This is a genomic window from Atopococcus tabaci DSM 17538 (assembly GCF_000429585.1).
Lineage (GTDB): Bacteria > Bacillota > Bacilli > Lactobacillales > Carnobacteriaceae_A > Atopococcus > Atopococcus tabaci.
Genome location: NZ_AUCD01000009.1, coordinates 18,583 through 35,785, shown reverse-complemented (window position 1 = coordinate 35,785; position 17,203 = coordinate 18,583). Strand labels below are relative to the sequence as shown.

Sequence of the window (17,203 nt, the reverse complement as noted above, 5' to 3'; positions counted from 1 at the left end):
AGCATACCACATGAAAGTGGAAAGGAGCGATAAGAAAAGGTATGATAAAGAAAAAGGAAGGGGATTCATTCAATGAAAAAAGCAGTCATTGTCAATCAAACTGTCCTTCCCGGATATCATATGCCGATGGGGTTTGAATCGTTGAACCCGTTCAAAAAAACGCGGGCTGATCGATTGAAGAAAAACTTAAAAACGGCGGTTGAAGAAGAAAAGCTGAACTTCCGAGTGGATTTCGATAACACCTATGGGGACATCGAACAGTTAAAAATGGATGGAACGGATTTTTATATCTTCACACCCTTTGTCAGTGATCATGTTGAGCTGCATCTATTGGAAGACAAGGAATACGTGGTGCTCACGGATGAGGAGTACACAGATGGAGAGACTGCTCGGATTATCCGCAAGATGAAGTGGCTGGATTATGTGTGAAACAAAGAGGAAAGACATTTTTTCAAAAAGGGCTTTACAAAAAAATGGAAATGACCTATACTGTTAAAGGAGTCAACACCACGGTTCCTTAGCTCAGTTGGGAGAGCACTACCTCGACAAGGTAGGGGTCACTGGTTCGAGCCCAGTAGGGACCATCATATGAAAGACGAGGCATTCGCTGCCTCGTCTTTTTTTGTGCCTCCAGACCGACGGCACTTGCTTGACCCGAAAAATAAAAGGGGATAAAATATACATGTAACGAAAAGAAGTTGGTAAAAAAGTTCCAAAAACTCAGAAAGGGGAAATAGATGATGTACGACATGTTTCCTGGAAGACGAGATTTTATGGACTTCAGCAGACGCTTGTTTGACGTCATGTTCGATCCCTCTTTTGGAAACGCAGCGGGATTCAATACCGACATCCGTGAAACGGACAACGAATATATTTTAGAAGCTGATTTGCCGGGAATGGCTAAAGAAAACATCCATTTGGAGTACCATGACAACGTTCTTTCCATCGCCGCACAGCAAGAAGAAGGAAAAGATGAAACGGACGAAGAAGGCAATTATCTCCGCCGTGAGCGGACATCACGTTCATTCAGACGGCAGTTTCTTCTTCGGGACGTAGATGAACACAACATTGCAGCATCGTTTGAAAACGGCGTGTTGACCGTTCACCTACCGAAAAAAGAACCGCAGGCACCGACATCTCGGCGCATTGACATTCAATAAGCTCATAACCAGCCCCAAAAGACAGACTTACTTCTATCTTTTTGGGGCTTTTTTATGCATGTAACTTGTATGGTTTTGGGCAACAAGTTAATTAGTTAACACAACAAAAAGATAATCAAGTCAAGCAATTTGACTCATGAAAGGTATAACAATAATTAATAGTGAGATATTCTTCACAAACCATTCGATTTTTGTTATAATGCACCTGTACCGAATTGATTTTAGGAGGCATTTTGTTAATGAAAGTAGTCGTTGTAGGAACATCTCACGCAGGTTACGAAGCAATCGAAACGATTTTGAAAGATCACCCAGATGTAGATTTGCACCTTTATGAACGTGGAACAACTGCATCTTTCTTGTCATGCGGCATTCACAGTTATTTAGAAGGCATCTCCACTTCCACTGATCAGCTGCACTATGCAACTGAAGCGTCTTACAAGGAACAAAACGTAAACGTACACATGAACAGCGATGTGGTGGGAATCGACCCCGACAACAAAACCATCACAGTAAAAAATGAAAACGGCACAACCGAAGAAAGTTATGACAAATTGATCATCACTCCTGGTGCCAAACCGGTTGAACTGCCAATTCCAGGAACAGATCTTGACCATGTCTTTTATGTACGCGGTCGTGATTGGGCAGAGAAAATCAAAGCACGCATGAACGAATCGAAAAAAGCAGTAGTGGTCGGCGGCGGATACATAGGTATCGAAGTCGCGGAAGCTTTTGCGAAACACGGCATCGAAACCACTGTGGTGGACGCATTGGACCGCGTGTTGAACACGTACTTGGACAAAGAGTTCACCGATGTATTGGAAGCACACATGGAAGAAAAAGGTCTGGCTGTTCGCACAGGCGAAATGGTCAAAGAAATCATCGGTGAAAACGGAGCGGTCGCCAAAGTGGTGACTGACAAAGGCGAATACGAAGTGGACACTGTCGTCATGGCGACAGGTGTGAAACCAAACACAAAATGGTTGCAAGGCATCGTGGATCTCAACGAAGACGGCACCGTTGTGGTGGACGAGTACATGGAAACGTCCCAAAAAGACATTTTTGCAGCCGGAGACGCCACCCATGTTCCGTTCGCGCCAAACGGTGGAGAAAAGCTGATTGCGTTGGCATCCAACGCGCGTCGTCAAGGAGCGGTGGCAGCGAAAAACATCGTAGAGAAAACATTGAAAATGCCGGCTGTTTCCGGTACATCCGGACTGTCTCTGTTTGACTACAAGTTTGCTTCCACGGGAGTGAAAGACATTGACGCGGATTCAATCGGCGCAGAAGTGGAAAGCAAATTCGTCGAAGAGAGAGTGCGCCCGAAATTCATGGGTGACAACGACACCGTCTTGATGAAAATACACTTCGAAAAAGACAGCCACCGGATTGTCGGCGCCCAATTGATGTCCACTGAAGACGTCACCGCGGCAGTCAACACATTGTCCCTTGCAATTTCTGCTGGATGGACGTTGGAACAATTAGCTTTGCAGGACTTCTTTTTCCAACCGGGATTCAACCGTCCGTGGAACTACTTGAACGTCCTCGCCCAAGAAGCACTCGGCGAAACATTCGGAAGCGACAACATGTTGTTTTAATCCAACCAAAAAAACTCACCCTCTCAACCGTGTGTTGAGAAGGGTGAGTTTTTTGCTTTAAAAGGCGACACGGTTTTTCGCCATATATAGTAGAAAAAACTTCGCTGGAACCATTGTATTTAAGACATTTTTGTTATAAAGTTAGAGGAGATGTGTTGTGAAACAAATGTGTTTCACAAAATGCTATATAAGGGGTTTTTTAGATGAATCCGGAAGAATTCAAAGCTGAACTCCAGAAACAGGGGCTTCCTGTGACAGAAGAAAAAATGGCACAGTTTGACCGCTACCTGGAATTGTTACAGGAATGGAACGAAAAAATCAATCTTACTGCAATCACTGAACGCGAAGAAGTATATTTGAAACACTTTTATGACTCTCTGACAGCCGGATTGTTCATTGATTTTAGCCAAGGGGTCCACAGTCTATGCGACGTAGGCTCAGGTGCTGGCTTCCCCAGCATCCCCCTAAAAATCATGTATCCGGAGTTGGAAATCACGATTGTGGATTCTTTGAACAAACGGATCCAATTTTTAGACACGTTGAGAAAAGAACTGGGCCTCGACGGGGTGCATTTGTATCACGACCGGGCGGAAACATTCGGGCAGAACAAACAGTTCCGGGCATCGTTTGATTTCGTCACGGCGCGGGCTGTTGCACGGATGAGCGTCCTTTCGGAATTGTGCCTCCCATTAGCCAAAAAAGGCGGCACGTTCATTGCGATGAAAGCCGCAAATGCCGACCAAGAACTGGAAGACGCCCAGAAAGCCATCGCCACCTTGGGCGGGAAGCTGCGTGAAGACATCGCCTTCGATTTGCCGAAAGAAGCAGGGGAACGGCACATCATCTTGATTGACAAGACAAAGGAAACACCCAACAAATACCCTCGCAAACCGGGAACACCGAACAAAAAACCGATCGAATAAGACGAACTCAGACAACTGCTGGATCAATACAGACGCGAATACAGATGGAGGATGAAACATGGCACGAATAATTGCCGTTGCGAACCAGAAAGGCGGCGTGGGCAAAACGACCACCACCGTCAATTTGGGTGCTTCATTAGCGAATACCGGAAAAAAAGTGCTGCTGATTGATATGGACGCGCAAGGCAATGCGACAAGCGGATTGGGCGTCAGCAAAGCGGAAGTGGACAAAGACATTTATGACGTGTTGATCAACGAACTGCCGTTGAGTGAAGTCATCCAACCGTCCAGCCGCGAAAATTTGTGGATCGCACCGGCGACCATTCAATTGGCGGGAGCAGAAGTGGAACTGACGACCTTGATGGCCAGGGAATCGCGGTTGAAAGCTGCGATACACGAAGTGGAAGATCAATACGAATACATCTTGATTGACTGCCCGCCGTCTTTGGGACATTTGACCATCAACGCCTTCACTGCCAGCGGATCGATTCTGATCCCGGTCCAGTGTGAGTACTACGCGCTTGAAGGATTGAGTCAATTGTTGAACACGATTCGTTTGGTTCAAAAGCACTTCAACCCGAATTTGAAAATTGAAGGCGTACTGTTGACGATGTTGGATGCCCGTACCAATCTGGGATACGAAGTTGTGGAAGAAGTGAAAAAATACTTCCACGAAAAAGTCTACAAGACCATCATCCCGCGCAACATCCGTTTGTCGGAAGCGCCAAGTTACGGATTGTCCATCGTTGATTACGACCGCCGCTCCAGAGGGGCACAAGTGTACCAGGAATTGGCAGAGGAAGTGATCCAAAATGGCTAACAAGAAAGGGAAGGGTCTGGGAAGAGGCATCGACGCTTTTTTCCAAGATATCCCGGAATTGGAAAACGTCGAAGCGGATGACGAACGTGTGCAGGCCGTGCCATTGGAGGAAATACGCCCCAACCCGTATCAGCCGCGCCGCAACTTCGATCCGGTGGCCTTGGATGAACTGGCTGATTCCATCCGCGCAACCGGGGTGCTGCAGCCGGTCATTTTGCGGAAATCCACCGTCAAAGGATACGAAATCGTAGCCGGAGAACGCCGGGTGCGAGCGTCCAAGCTGGCAGAAAAAGAAACCGTTCCGGCCATCGTGCGGGAATTGGACGAAGAAAAAATGATGCAGGCCGCTGTCTTGGAAAACTTGCAGCGGGAAGATTTGACGTCATTGGAAGAAGCAGAAGCATATGCGATGCTCATGAAGAAATTGAATTTAACGCAGGAAGAAGTCGCCAGACGACTAGGGAAAAGCCGGCCGTACATCGCCAACTATTTGAGGCTGTTGGGATTGCCGGACGAAGTGAAAACCCTCCTGCAGCGGAATGACATTTCGATGGGGCAGGCACGGACGCTGCTGGGATTGAAAGACAAGGACAAAATTGTGGAGCTGGCGAAAAAAGTGGCCAAAGAAGGCACAACCGTCCGTCAGTTGGAACTGCTTGTCAACGAAGCCAACCAAAACGGCCAAGAAAAAAAGAAACCTGAAACAGAGAAAAAGCCGGCTTACATCATCGAGAGCGAAGAGCGCTTGATGAACAAATTCGGTACGAGTGTCGTCATCCGTGAGAAAAAAGCCAACAAAGGAAAAATTGAGATTGAATATCTCTCTTTGGACGATTTGACACGCATTTTAGACATTTTAGAAATAAGTTTTGATGATTAGTTTTGTCGTTTAACAAATGAAAAGGAGCGATTTCCGAAATGGAAAAAAACTATGACCTCCATGATTTCGTCGAAATGAAAAAACCTCATCCTTGTGGGACCAACAGATGGGAAATCATCCGTATGGGCGCAGACATCCGCATCAAGTGCGACAACTGCGGCCAATTGGTGATGATGCCGCGTCGGGAATTCGAACGGAAAATGAAAAAAGTACTGGATAAGTAAGAAGAAACTAACAGAGAGAGTGAGTTAATACTATGGCTTTGACAGCAGGAATTGTAGGGTTGCCGAACGTCGGGAAATCAACCCTTTTTAACGCCATCACAAAAGCGGGAGCCGAAGCGGCGAACTACCCGTTTGCAACCATCGATCCAAACGTCGGTGTGGTGGAAGTGCCGGACCGCCGCCTGGACCGCTTGGCGGAATTGGTAAACCCGAAAAAAACCATTCCTACAACATTTGAGTTCACGGATATTGCAGGGATTGTCAAAGGCGCCAGCAAAGGCGAAGGGCTCGGAAACAAATTCTTGGCCAACATCCGGCAAGTGGATGCCATCTGCCACGTGGTCCGTTGCTTTGACGACGAGAATATCACTCACGTCAGCGGACGGGTAAACCCGGTGGAAGACATCGAAACCATCAACCTGGAGTTGTCGTTGGCAGATTTGGAGAGCGTGGACAAACGCTACTCGAAAACCGCTAAATTAGCAAAAACAAAAGACAAAGACGCCGTGGCTGAATTGGCGGTGTTGGACAAAATCAAACCGGTTCTTGAAGAAGGAAAACCCGTCCGTTCACTGGAATTCACAGAAGAAGAACTGCCGGTGGTGAAATCATTGTTCTTGCTGACAAGCAAACCGGTTCTTTACGTGGCCAACATTTCCGAGGAAGATTTGTTGTCTCCTGAAGATAATCCATACGTACAGCAGGTACGGGAAATCGCAGAACAAGAAGGCGCAGAAGTCATCACCATCTGTGCGTCCATTGAAGAAGAACTGGCAGAATTGGAAGACGAAGAAAAAATGGCGTTCTTAGAAGATTTGGGCATTGAAGAGCCGGGACTAAACAAACTGATCCGTTCTGCGTACACCTTGCTTGGACTGGCCACCTTCTTTACAGCCGGTGAAAAAGAAGTGCGTGCATGGACGTTCCGCAAAGGAATGAAAGCTCCACAAACGGCCGGAGTCATTCATAGTGACTTTGAGCGTGGATTTATCCGTGCCGAAACAGTCTCTTATGAAGACTTCGACAAACATGGAAGCTTCCAAGCTGCCCGCGAAGCCGGCGTTTACCGTTCGGAAGGAAAAGAATACGTTGTCCAAGACGGCGATGTCATGCTTTTCCGCTTCAACGTGTAAAAAAATCCGTTTGCAAAGAAAGGAGCCACTCAGTTGGAACCAGAAAACAATCAACACGATACCGTGGATGTTTTGCAACAAAAACAAGCAGAAAACAAAGAGCTCTTTGACCGGTTGACCAACAAAAACCGGGACTATATGGTGAAATTGAACCGCCGCTTGGAAAATGCGGATATGCCGGCGGAACAGCGGACAGAGATTTTCAATGACATGCTCAAAACATTGGTGGAACAACAAGGATTGGGAATCACTGCCCGCCAGTTGTACGGTACGGTGCCGGACCAGGCCCGTTCCATCTTGGAGTCCCCAACGCAGACAGAAGAAGGAACCGTTGAGCGTTCCGAAAGCTGGAAGTTGTATTTGGATGGAGCATTGCTCCTCGGAGGAATGTTCGCTTTGATTTCCGGCCTGTCTTATCTGTTCGGAAACGAAAACCCGGAAAATCAGATGGGGCTCATCACCTTGATTTTTAATTTCCTAGTCGGTGGAGCAGTGGTATTGGCCATCACCAAAAATGCGCCTGTTCCAGGACGAAAAGGCGGTATGCTACGCTATATTCTCGTGTCAATCGTCGCCATGCTTGCGTGGATTTTATTGATGACATTCGCGACAGTGATCATTCCACCGTCCATCAATATTCCTCTTCCAGGATGGTTGACCTTGCTCATTGGAGCCGCGGCTTTTGCAGCCAAGTTCTACTTCAAACGGAAACTGAATATCAAAGGCACTTTGATGTAAACAAAAAAACCAAGTTCTTTCGTAGACTGACATACTGATTTGAGACACTTATAAAACACCTTCTTAGGCTGCTATTCCTCTGAATTCCATCGGGGAGTAGTAGCCTAATTTTTCTTGAATTCGTTCCTGGTTATAGTACTTCATGTAGTCTGTCACACGAGTGATGACTTGCTGCGAGGACAACGAATGGTACTTAATATACTGAAACTCTTCTGATTTAATCGTTGAATGAAACGATTCGATCACTGCGTTATCCCAACAATTGCCTCTTCTCGACATACTGCTCACCAAGTCGTTTTCTTTTACTAAAAGTTGAAATGCATAAGAAGTATACACAGACCCCTGGTCTGAATGAATGAGGACGCCTTTAGGATTCCCTCTCACTTTCAAGGCTGCTTCTAGCGTATCCACTACCAAAGCGGTCCGTTGGTGCGGATACAGCTTGTAGGCGACGATTTCGTTATTATACAAATCCATAATGGTCGAAAGATACAGTGTTTCCGGGCCGTATTGAATATACGTAATGTCGGTCACCCATTTTTCATTTTGTATTTGCGCTTCAAGAGTTTCGCGATCTTCCGGTGTCCATAACGGTATTTGTGTGTGCGGCATAGTTCTGTAATGGCTGATTCGACTTTCGACAAAACCTTCTTCGGTTCTTTCGTCCAGCGGTAATACGTCGAACGGGCGACACCCAATGCACCTAAAATAGCCGTTACCGTATACTTTTCTCTAAACCGGTCCACCAATTGGTGGACTACTTCTTTTTCAACTCCTCGCTCAGTTCCAAGTACTTTTTTAAGATCTCATTCTCCATCTGTAACTGTTCCAGCTGTCTATTTTTGCCTTCTTCTTCGCTTTCTGATTCCGGCCCGAATCCATAGGAATACTGTTTCCCGATCGGCTGGTTAAAACGATGGAGTTGATTCGTTCGGTACCACTTCATCCATGTTTTGATTTGAGAGACATTCTTTATGCCGTATTTTTCCATGATTTCTTTGTTGGTTAAGTCGCCGCTAAGTTTGGCTTTGACTACTGCCCATTTCACTTCACTTGAATACATGTTTTTGCCCACGCAAAAACACCTCCGATAGAGTATTTTCTTGATTATACCATTTCGAAGGTGTTTTATATTGTCTCATTTTATTGTGTTAGTCTAAATGGGGGGCCGGTGTTTTTTGCGTGTACTCGATGCAGTGTGGGAGATTGGACCAAATAAAAGGACAACTTTTTGCGGATTTGGTCCATTTTGCTGTTTTGCGTCCAAATCTGAAGGTAAAACACAGCGGATTTGGCCCAAATAGGTGAAATCGATCCAAATCTTATCAGAGCGGATAGGTTATTTGGACCTTTCTCTATCGTGGTCGACAAAAAAGCACAAGAAAAGAGGGCGGCTCGTCTGAGCGCCCTCTTTTTTATCGTTTTTATTCAGGAACGTCGTCCGCGTCGTCGGCATCAGGAGAGGAAAGCCCCATCTCTTCTTTCAAGCGGGCCAACTCGTCTTCCACCGCTGCGGAGCTGGAAGAGCTGGCGTATTTTTGTTCCAACTCTTTAGCCGGGTCAGTCGGTTCTTCGTTCAACTCGGCCATCGCTTCTGCTTCATCCAATCTGCGTGCGGCTTTTTCTTCCATACGTTGGAAGTTGCCCATCGCGCCTTGCGTTTTGCCGATGGATTTGCTGACGTCGTTCAATTTTTCCTGCGTATCTGCCACAGACATCTGGGCTTTGATCATCGCGCGGCGGTTTCTAAGCTTCTCGATGTCGGAAGCCAGTTTGTCGTGCATTTGACGCATCTTCGTGGCGTTTTCGTGTGCTTTGGCATACGCATTTGCCAAACCAGTTCCGACGTCTTCCAATTCTTGTTTTTTCTCCAGGAAGACACGTGCATCGTCTTCGTTTCCGGCTTCCAAAGCTTTTTTCGCAAAATTGGTGTATTTCATAACTTCCGCTTCATTTTCGTCCACCAATCGTTTGGCACGGGTTTCTTCCGCCATGACACCGGCAGTGTTGCGTTTGACTTCTGCCAAATCATCCATCATGCCCCGTAAGTACTGGTCGATCATTTTTTCGGGATCTTCCATCCGGTCGATGAGGGCGTTGACGTTTGCACTGATGATATCGGTAAAACGGTCTAAAATAGCCATGTGGCATCCTCCTAAATGGTTTTCAATTTTTAATCATTATTAGGGTCATTGTCGTATTTTTTGGACAATTCTTCGGCTTCAGAGCTGCCGAATGTATCCAACGGACGATTGAGCATTTCTTCGGTCCGTTTGGCTTCTGCTTCTTTGCGGGCTTGTCGTTGTTTCCACCATCTGTACAAGAGATACAGGATCAACCCGACTCCGAAGATGGTCAATACCGGAATCCATGGAGAAGTGGTGACTTCCATGATCCGATCTGCCGCATCCCGGAATGAATTGCTGAAATACTGTTCATCGGTCAAACTGGTGTTGGTGTAATTCCTGTCCAAATAATCCAATAAGATGTCTCCCGCTTCGGCATCGATGACGCTCCGGGCTTGCGACCCCGTCACGTAATAAGTCGTGTACACGGAAGGCCGCGGTTCGAAAAACACCAGCAACAGATGGGCTTCGTCGGTGAACAACTCATCATACGTTTGATGGGCAAACTGTTCGATTTCTTCCGGCGATGGATTGGATGAACCATTGATGTTGTCGGTGATATAAACATGCGGCTGGACACCGGTTTTTTCATAAAAATGCTCCAGGCCGCTGACCATCTGTGTGTGGTTTCCGATCCACGGCGGATTCATTTCATCTGTATAATATTCCGTTTCATTGACAGCACCGACTGGCAACGGTTCTCGTTCCTGTGTGGAAGCTGTGATGTTGCCTCCGCCGCCTCCAGCAGAAAAGATTCCGGATAAGAACATAAACAAGAGGACGATGAAGAAAATACTGCCGCAGCCCATAAAGCCGCAGCCGCCACCGCCGCCTCCGTACGGCCCGCCCGGACCGTACCTGCGTCGACGTCCATAATACCGGGGCCCGCCACCTATGAAAATAGGGCCGGTTCGTGGACGATAACCTCCGGGGCGTCGGTTGGAGCCACCGCCTCTTCCGAAGCCGCCACCACCACCGAAACTGCCGCCTCCACGGCCGCCACCGCTGCTTCGACCGCCGCTCCCGCGTCCGCCGCCGAAACCACCGCCACGGAAGCCACCGCCACCGAAGCTGCCCCCTCCGCCGAAGCCGCCTCCACCGCCGCCGCGGCCTCCTCCTCTACCCATATATCCCACTCCTTTTCCACGTACTCATTCGTAAGTTCAATCTAGCACAACGAGTTAAACGCTGTCAATTATAGCGATTTCAATCGATTTTTTGTTCTGACTCACAAGAGGAACCGGGGAGCGCATCCAACCGAAATAATAAATATTCATTGACTTGGATGTATTCCGGGCAGATTATTAGTGGATAAAGGTGGGATTTCGTATACTTATAATAAGAAAGGTGAGTGGGCTTAAAAAAGGAGTGGGACACAGTGAAAAGAGCGGTTGGGTGGTTATTGGGAGCTTTTTTTCTCGTAGGATGTGCAGGCGGCGGAACAACAGAAGACACAACGGATGCGGGGGTTGCCGTTGACACAACCATTGTGGAAGATACTTCAGCGGAAGAAGGAACCTCTGCCGACACCTCGGAGACAGACTCTGGTTCCGCAACGGGCACAAGCGGAAGGAATGTGCCGAGCAATGGGCAGGGAGAGGACGACACGGCGAGTCAAATCTTGTTTGTGCCTCAAAAATCGGACATTGAAGCAGGGTTGACCGTTGAAAACGATGAAGCACTCCGCATGTTGGAGCAGTTGGTGCTGGAAGCGGATGAGAACGAATTGGGCGTTGAGGAAGACGTGGCGATTCATTTTACGGGATTATATTTGGATAACGCGGAATCAAAAGACGCCATTTTCTTGATTGTCAACCGTACGGACATGGCGATGACCAATGTGGAGTCTGAATTGTCGTTCGGGTCAGCAGACGGAGAAATGGTGATGGACCGGACGCCGGTTCAGCTCCCGGAAGACAGTTTCGGAGTATTGGAACCGAATACCGCCATGCCACTATACATCACCGTCGACACGGACAAAGAAGAAGTGTTGTTGAACATTATAGAGACACGCAATGAAACCTTGTCCATCGATTCGTTTACTTACCAAGAAATCAACAGCGAAACGCAAGATATTTCAAATACGCGTGGAGGCAGGGGCACGGCACCGGATACAGGGGATACCACAGTAACTTCTGGATCTGAAACAGACGCTCCCCATGAGATTGTGTTGGTTCCTCAGGAATCCGATATTGAAGCAGGGTTTACCGTTGAAACCGACGAAACGTTGTCTCAATTGCAGCAGCTTCTCAACAATACGGAAGAAGTGGGTATTGAGGGAGATGTCGCGATTCACAACAGCGGTCTTTACTTGGAGTACCCGGAAGGCCTTTCAGCTGTTTTTGTCATCGTGAATCGAACCCCTGTTGCCATGAAAAACATTAAGATGGACATTTCTTTCAGTTCAGATGTCGGTACGGTTTTCTTGGACGAGAAATCATACCACCTGAGTGAACAATCTTTTGGAGTGCTGGAACCGAATACGGCGATGCCGCTTTATTTCACCATTCCTGTGGAATTGACAGATCAATTCTTGGCCATTGAAGATATTCAAGCAACCGATTATTCCATCGATTCATTTGATTTTGAAGAAAAGTAACATAGAAACACAAAAACTCTCGTCTTTTTTCAAGGCAGGAATTTTGCTCACGGTATTAGAAACAACAATGAAGGTTATCCGGTGATGGGGGCTTCTTCGAGTTTCAGTAATTGTCGTTTCATTTCCAGGGATCCTCTGTACCCGGAAATGGCGCCGCTTTTTTGAATGACACGGTGACAAGGAACCACAATCATAACCGGATTTTTTCCGATGGCGGATCCGACCGCTCGGACCGCTTTCGGTTTTTGCAGGTGCTCGGCGATGTCGCTGTATGTGCGCACTTGCCCATAAGGAATGTCCAGGAGTGCCTGCCAGACGGATTGTTGGAACGGGGTGCCGCGCATATCCAAAGGGAAGTCAAAAGTGGTACGTGTCCCTTCGAAATATTCAGTGAATTGCGCAGCGAAAGGAGACAGTTTTTCTTCGCTTTGTTTCAATTCGGCGCGAGGAATCGTCTTTTGTACCCATGTTTGGAGTTCAGAGACATCTTTTCCTAATGAACCCAAGAAGCAAAATCCTCTTTCGGTTGCAGCTAAAACGAGCGGCCAATCAGGGTGAGAAAGAGTGGCGTAATAAACGGTTTCGTCAGTCGTCATACCAAATACTCGCTTTCTATTCGTTGATGGGCCTAGTATACCAAACCATCGTGTATTTGAATAGACATCGTTCGGCAAAAAAGTAAGCGGTTTCTTAAAGGGAGGAATCTGAATGGGGTTGAGTTTAACAGAAGCGCTGTTGATTGCTTTTACGTCCATTGCAATGGTCTTTCTGGTTTTAGTCGGTCTGATGTTGGTGACAATGACATTCAAGTACATTTTCAAGGAACCCCCGTCTGAAAAAGCGCCTGCCCCACGGTCTGGCCTTGAAAAAGCACCTGTTCCAGACACGCTTCCGCTCAACAAAGATCCTGAAATGGTAGCGGCCTTGACGGCGTTGATTGTCGCAAACGAAGAAACTCCGGACAATCAGTATACGGTTGTTTCTGTCGAGCGGATGAATGCAAAAGGAGCCGTTTCTGACAGCACATAATCGCTGAATCATACGTGTTGACGATGACTGCGGGGAAGTGAAAGGAGAGAAACTTTCATGCTTGAGATGTTACTCGAATTCTGGCAGGAAACCGGGTTGATGGCTTTGTCATGGAAAGAAGTCGTAACCATCGGCATCGCCTCTCTCTTTCTTTATTTGGCCATCAAAAAAGGGTATGAGCCATACTTACTGTTGCCGATTGCTTTCGGCATGCTGCTGGTAAACTTGCCCTTGGGCGGGTTGATGGCTCCGCCGACAGCCGACAGTGCAGGCGGACTGCTTTATTACCTTTACCAAGGCGTTGAACTGGGGATTTACCCGCCGTTGATTTTCCTATGTTTAGGCGCCACCATTGATTTTGGTCCGTTGATTGCCAATCCTGTCACACTTTTATTGGGAGGGGGAGCGCAGATCGGGATTTTTGTGGCCTTCTTTGGCGCCATCGCTCTCGGCATGACTGGTCCGGAAGCGTCTTCCATCGGGATTATCGGGGGAGCGGACGGGCCGACCGCCATCTATGTGGCGAGTCAATTGGCGCCTCGATTGCTGTCGTCGATTGCGTTGGCTGCGTACTCTTACATGGCGCTGGTCCCGATCATCCAACCGCCGATCATCCGGCTGCTGACCACTCCCGAACAGCGGAAAATCAAGATGGAACAACTGCGCCCGGTTTCCAAAAAAGAAAAAATTGTGTTTCCGATTGTCGTCACTTTGTTCACCACGCTGCTTGTACCGTCTTCCGCTCCATTGATTGGAATGCTGATGTTGGGGAATTTAGTGAAAGAAAGCGGCCGAGTGCCTAAAATCGCTGCAACCCTTGAGAATGCCTTTATGTATATCATCACGATTCTTCTGGGAATCAGTGTCGGCGCCAAAGCAGAAGCGGATGTGCTGCTTTCGGTTGAAACAGGATTGATTATCCTTTTGGGCTTGACGGCTTTCGCGGCCGGAACTGCAGGCGGTATCCTGATGGGTCAAGTGATGTACGTTCTGTCGAAAGGGAAAATCAATCCAATGATCGGCTCGGCAGGAGTATCCGCTGTTCCGATGGCCGCACGGGTGGTGCAAAAAGAAGGCGCAAAAGCCAACCCCACCAACTTCCTGCTGATGCATGCCATGGGTCCGAATGTGGCCGGAGTCATCGGCTCAGCAGTAGCTGCCGGGGTATTGCTTCAATTTTTCAGTTAAAAGTAGTGGGAACTCTCGAGAGTCATCGCAAACGTTCTTTGTGACGGGCTTTCGGGAGTTTTTGTATTTGATTGCTGATGAATTTGACCCGGTTCAGTGAAAAAGGCTACACTTTGTATACGTACATATTGCGTGCGTGGGAGTGTTTTTGTGGAGACAAAGAGGGGGAAAGCGATATGAGTTTAGTGGAAATAAACGGATTGGTTAAACGATTCGGTTCGTTCACAGCATTGAAAAACATTGAGTTGAAAATGGACAAAGGGGAAATATATGGCTTCATCGGACCGAATGGAGCCGGAAAATCGACGACCATCCGTGTGTTGTTGGGGATGCTGAAGCCCACTGCTGGAAAGGTGACGGTTTTTGGAAAAGATGCGTGGAAGGATGCGGTGGACATCCATAAGCGGATCGCTTATGTTCCGGGAGAAGCCAATCTGTGGCCTAACTTGACCGGTGGCGAGGTCATCGACCTGTTTTTGAGTATGCGCGGCAACGGAAACACGGCGCGTCGCGATGAACTGATCCAGCGGTTTGACTTGGATCCGACAAAAAAATGCCGGACTTATTCCAAAGGAAATCGACAAAAAATCGCCTTGATTGCAGCGTTTGCCTCGGATGCGGATTTGTATGTATTGGACGAGCCGACTTCCGGACTCGATCCGTTGATGGAACGCATTTTCCAGGAACTGGTTTTGGAAGTCAAAGCCCAGGGAAAAAGCGTGTTGTTGTCGAGCCACATTCTTTCGGAAGTGGAGAAGTTGTGTGACCGGGTGGCCATCATCCGCGAAGGAGAAATCATCGAAAAAGGAACCTTGGATGAACTGCGGCATCTGACACGGTCAAAATTAACGGTCGAAACGCGCGATCCGTTGACAAGTTTGAATGAATGGACGGGTGTGCATGAAGTGCAGCAGACGGGTGTGCATGCCGAATTCCAAGTGGACACGGAAGACTTGGACCAGGTCATCCGCCGCATCAGCCCACACGGCATACTGAAACTGGAGAGTGCGCCGCCGACACTGGAAGATTTGTTTATGCGCCACTACGAACGAACAGGCGGGGAAGTTTCCAAAGGAGGGGCCGGCCGATGAAGAGTCATTTGTTTAAAGGGACGGGCCGCATCACAAGGCTTCTTTTCCGGCAGAACCGATTGGAAATCCTGCTTTGGGTGACAGGAATCATTGGTGTGACGCTTGCAGCGGCGTTGGCTTTTCCAGAAGTGTATCGGACGCAAGAAGACATTTTAGGATTCGCTGTGACAGTGCAAAATCCTGCGATGGTGGCAATGATTGGCCCAGCATATCCATTGAAAGGCTACACCATTGCCATGATTTTAGCAGCGGAGTTGCTGCTGTTTACGGCCATTGCCGTTGCCGTCATGAACATTTTGCTGGTCAGTTCCAGTACACGCCTGGATGAAGAAGAAGGCCGATTGGAAATGATACGCGCGCTCCCGGTCGGTCGTCTCGCGTACTTGAGTGCATCCATTTTAATGATCACAGCGGTAAATGTATCGGTGTTTTTGCTTTTAGGTGCCGGATTGGCTGTGCTCGGGCATGAATCGATGATGACGGAAGGATCGTTTTTATACGGGGCGGTACTTGCCGCCACAGGGTTGTTTTTTGCAGGCGTCACTGCTTTAAGCGCACAGCTGGCCGAATCTTCACGGGGAACCAAGGGCCTTTCCTTAGGTTTGTTGATTCTGGCGTATGCTGTGCGGGCAGTGGGAGATGTCCAGAGCGACACCTTGTCGCTGCTGTCTCCGTTGGGATGGACCGTGCGGACGAACGTGTTTTTGGAAAATGACTGGTGGCCGATTGGGGCATTGGTATCAGGTGCGGCACTTTTTGCGCTTTTGGCTTTTTATTTGAACAAGAAGCGGGATATGTAGGCAGGGTTTCTCCCCGCTCGCAAAGGAAACGATCGGGCCTCCAACTTCTTAAAAACTTTTCCAGGGTTGGTCTGGCGATTGGAAAGAAATTCTTTGATTGGCTGGGTCGTCGGAATATTCTTGATGAGTGTGGCTTCCGGCTCCGTTTTGGGCGATTTTGAAACCTACTTTGCTGATATGGAGCTGTTTCAACAAATTATTCCCGGCGGACTGGACCCGACGGCGATCATCGATCAATTTCTCGCACTCATCATTGGCATTTTATCTATCTTCGCAATTGCTCCGGTTTTGTCAGTGGTCTTGAGTTTAGTGAAAGAAGAACAACTCCAGCGGACAGAGCACTTTTACAGCCGATCGGTGGCACGCAATACAGTGTTGGGAAGCTACCTTGGACTTGGTTTAGTGGCGTCTGTTCTCATGCAGACCGGGATCGGGCTGGGTCTGTATCTCTCCGCGAGCCAAGTCATGGAAGACTCCCTTTCACTACAGACATTTCTTGAGGCGAGCTTTGTTTATCTTCCGGCTGTCTGGGTCATGTTGGGGTTGACGGTCCTGCTTGTCGGTTGGATTCCCCGAGGAGCGAAATGGATTTGGGGGTATGTTTTACTGGCCTTTTTGATTTTATATATCGGGAATTTGTTGGACTTTCCCGATTGGCTGAACAATTTGTCCCCATTTCATCATATTCCGCAGCTTCCTTATGGAGAGATGGAGTGGCCGCCGATATGGGCACTCAGCGGGATTGCGCTTGGTTCATCCATCATTGGATTCATCGGGTACAACAAACGGGACATTCAAGGGTGACGGTGTTTCTTGATGTGTTTTTCCTTTCCTTCTGTTAAGCGTTGTATGCGGGATTAACTGTGAAAGTTGTTATAATCAAGGAAAGAAGCAGGA

21 protein-coding genes and 1 tRNA gene are annotated in these 17,203 nt (G+C 47.9%); 16 read left to right on the top strand and 6 right to left on the bottom strand.

Features of this window, described 5'->3' with window-relative positions:
- The first annotated feature begins 72 nt into the window (after positions 1–72).
- From G470_RS0102695 to G470_RS0102645, 10 genes are all read left to right on the top strand, one after another.
- A complete protein-coding gene (locus tag G470_RS0102695) occupies positions 73–429 on the top strand; it encodes a hypothetical protein (protein WP_028273488.1) in 357 nt (118 codons plus the stop codon).
- Between the two features lie 82 nt (positions 430–511).
- A tRNA-Val gene (locus G470_RS0102685) sits at positions 512–584 on the top strand.
- A gap of 153 nt (positions 585–737) precedes the next feature.
- Positions 738–1,160 carry an Hsp20/alpha crystallin family protein gene (locus G470_RS0102680; protein WP_240470631.1) on the top strand — a complete coding sequence of 141 codons (423 nt, stop codon included), beginning with the start codon at positions 738–740 and terminating at the stop codon, positions 1,158–1,160.
- Positions 1,161–1,399: 239 nt separating this feature from the next.
- Complete coding sequence (locus tag G470_RS0102675) at positions 1,400–2,755, top strand: FAD-dependent oxidoreductase (RefSeq protein WP_028273486.1); 1,356 nt, start codon at positions 1,400–1,402, stop codon at positions 2,753–2,755.
- A gap of 203 nt (positions 2,756–2,958) precedes the next feature.
- On the top strand, positions 2,959–3,678 hold the full coding sequence (gene rsmG / locus G470_RS0102670) for a 16S rRNA (guanine(527)-N(7))-methyltransferase RsmG (RefSeq protein WP_028273485.1): 720 nt from the start codon (positions 2,959–2,961) through the stop codon (positions 3,676–3,678).
- A 58-nt stretch (positions 3,679–3,736) separates the two neighbouring features.
- Positions 3,737–4,498: a ParA family protein gene (locus G470_RS0102665; RefSeq protein ID WP_028273484.1), complete on the top strand. Its 762-nt coding sequence runs from the start codon at positions 3,737–3,739 to the stop codon at positions 4,496–4,498.
- Positions 4,491–5,378, top strand: a complete 888-nt coding sequence (locus tag G470_RS0102660) for a ParB/RepB/Spo0J family partition protein (RefSeq protein ID WP_028273483.1) — start codon at positions 4,491–4,493, stop codon at positions 5,376–5,378. Before G470_RS0102665 ends, G470_RS0102660 begins: the two co-directional genes overlap by 8 nt.
- 38 nt (positions 5,379–5,416) lie before the next feature.
- Positions 5,417–5,602 (top strand): DUF951 domain-containing protein, encoded by a 186-nt coding sequence (locus tag G470_RS0102655; RefSeq protein ID WP_028273482.1) that lies wholly within the window; start codon positions 5,417–5,419, stop codon positions 5,600–5,602.
- A gap of 32 nt (positions 5,603–5,634) precedes the next feature.
- A complete protein-coding gene (gene ychF / locus G470_RS0102650; protein WP_028273481.1) occupies positions 5,635–6,735 on the top strand; it encodes a redox-regulated ATPase YchF in 1,101 nt (366 codons plus the stop codon).
- 33 nt (positions 6,736–6,768) lie between these two features.
- Complete coding sequence (locus tag G470_RS0102645) at positions 6,769–7,473, top strand: DUF1129 domain-containing protein (protein ID WP_051258379.1); 705 nt, start codon at positions 6,769–6,771, stop codon at positions 7,471–7,473.
- A gap of 63 nt (positions 7,474–7,536) precedes the next feature.
- Here G470_RS0102645 and G470_RS14830 read toward each other — a convergent pair whose 3' ends face one another.
- The 5 genes from G470_RS14830 to G470_RS0102625 all read right to left on the bottom strand — a co-directional run bounded on the left by G470_RS14830 (position 7,537) and on the right by G470_RS0102625 (position 10,726).
- A complete protein-coding gene (locus G470_RS14830; protein ID WP_240470630.1) occupies positions 7,537–8,085 on the bottom strand; it encodes an IS3 family transposase in 549 nt (182 codons plus the stop codon).
- Positions 8,004–8,219, bottom strand: a complete 216-nt coding sequence (locus G470_RS14825; protein WP_240470632.1) for a transposase — start codon at positions 8,217–8,219, stop codon at positions 8,004–8,006. The genes G470_RS14830 and G470_RS14825 overlap by 82 nt, the downstream gene beginning before the upstream one ends.
- Before the next feature lie 11 nt (positions 8,220–8,230).
- Positions 8,231–8,548, bottom strand: a complete 318-nt coding sequence (locus G470_RS14820) for a helix-turn-helix domain-containing protein (RefSeq protein ID WP_028273479.1) — start codon at positions 8,546–8,548, stop codon at positions 8,231–8,233.
- 349 nt (positions 8,549–8,897) lie between these two features.
- Complete coding sequence (locus G470_RS12470; protein ID WP_051258378.1) at positions 8,898–9,617, bottom strand: PspA/IM30 family protein; 720 nt, start codon at positions 9,615–9,617, stop codon at positions 8,898–8,900.
- Between the two features lie 29 nt (positions 9,618–9,646).
- Positions 9,647–10,726, bottom strand: a complete 1,080-nt coding sequence (locus G470_RS0102625) for a TPM domain-containing protein (RefSeq protein ID WP_156907913.1) — start codon at positions 10,724–10,726, stop codon at positions 9,647–9,649.
- A gap of 251 nt (positions 10,727–10,977) precedes the next feature.
- Between G470_RS0102625 and G470_RS0102615 the strand changes: the two genes are divergently transcribed.
- The gene (locus G470_RS0102615; RefSeq protein WP_028273476.1) at positions 10,978–12,198 is read left to right on the top strand and encodes a hypothetical protein; all 1,221 of its coding nucleotides are present in this window, start codon (positions 10,978–10,980) and stop codon (positions 12,196–12,198) included.
- Positions 12,199–12,272: 74 nt separating this feature from the next.
- On the opposite strand, the gene G470_RS0102610 is transcribed toward G470_RS0102615, so the two are convergent.
- Positions 12,273–12,794: a methylated-DNA--[protein]-cysteine S-methyltransferase gene (locus G470_RS0102610; protein ID WP_028273475.1), complete on the bottom strand. Its 522-nt coding sequence runs from the start codon at positions 12,792–12,794 to the stop codon at positions 12,273–12,275.
- A 112-nt stretch (positions 12,795–12,906) separates the two neighbouring features.
- Here G470_RS0102610 and G470_RS0102605 point away from each other — a divergent pair, with 112 nt between their 5' ends.
- The 5 genes from G470_RS0102605 (at position 12,907) to G470_RS14810 (ending at position 17,110) form a co-directional block, all read left to right on the top strand.
- Positions 12,907–13,227 (top strand): OadG family protein, encoded by a 321-nt coding sequence (locus G470_RS0102605; protein ID WP_028273474.1) that lies wholly within the window; start codon positions 12,907–12,909, stop codon positions 13,225–13,227.
- A 57-nt stretch (positions 13,228–13,284) separates the two neighbouring features.
- The gene (locus G470_RS0102600; RefSeq protein WP_028273473.1) at positions 13,285–14,415 is read left to right on the top strand and encodes a sodium ion-translocating decarboxylase subunit beta; all 1,131 of its coding nucleotides are present in this window, start codon (positions 13,285–13,287) and stop codon (positions 14,413–14,415) included.
- A gap of 176 nt (positions 14,416–14,591) precedes the next feature.
- Positions 14,592–15,506, top strand: a complete 915-nt coding sequence (locus G470_RS0102595) for an ABC transporter ATP-binding protein (RefSeq protein WP_028273472.1) — start codon at positions 14,592–14,594, stop codon at positions 15,504–15,506.
- On the top strand, positions 15,503–16,306 hold the full coding sequence (locus G470_RS14815; protein ID WP_240470629.1) for a hypothetical protein: 804 nt from the start codon (positions 15,503–15,505) through the stop codon (positions 16,304–16,306). Before G470_RS0102595 ends, G470_RS14815 begins: the two co-directional genes overlap by 4 nt.
- Before the next feature lie 78 nt (positions 16,307–16,384).
- Positions 16,385–17,110 (top strand): hypothetical protein, encoded by a 726-nt coding sequence (locus G470_RS14810; RefSeq protein WP_240470628.1) that lies wholly within the window; start codon positions 16,385–16,387, stop codon positions 17,108–17,110.
- Positions 17,111–17,203: the final 93 nt, after the last annotated feature.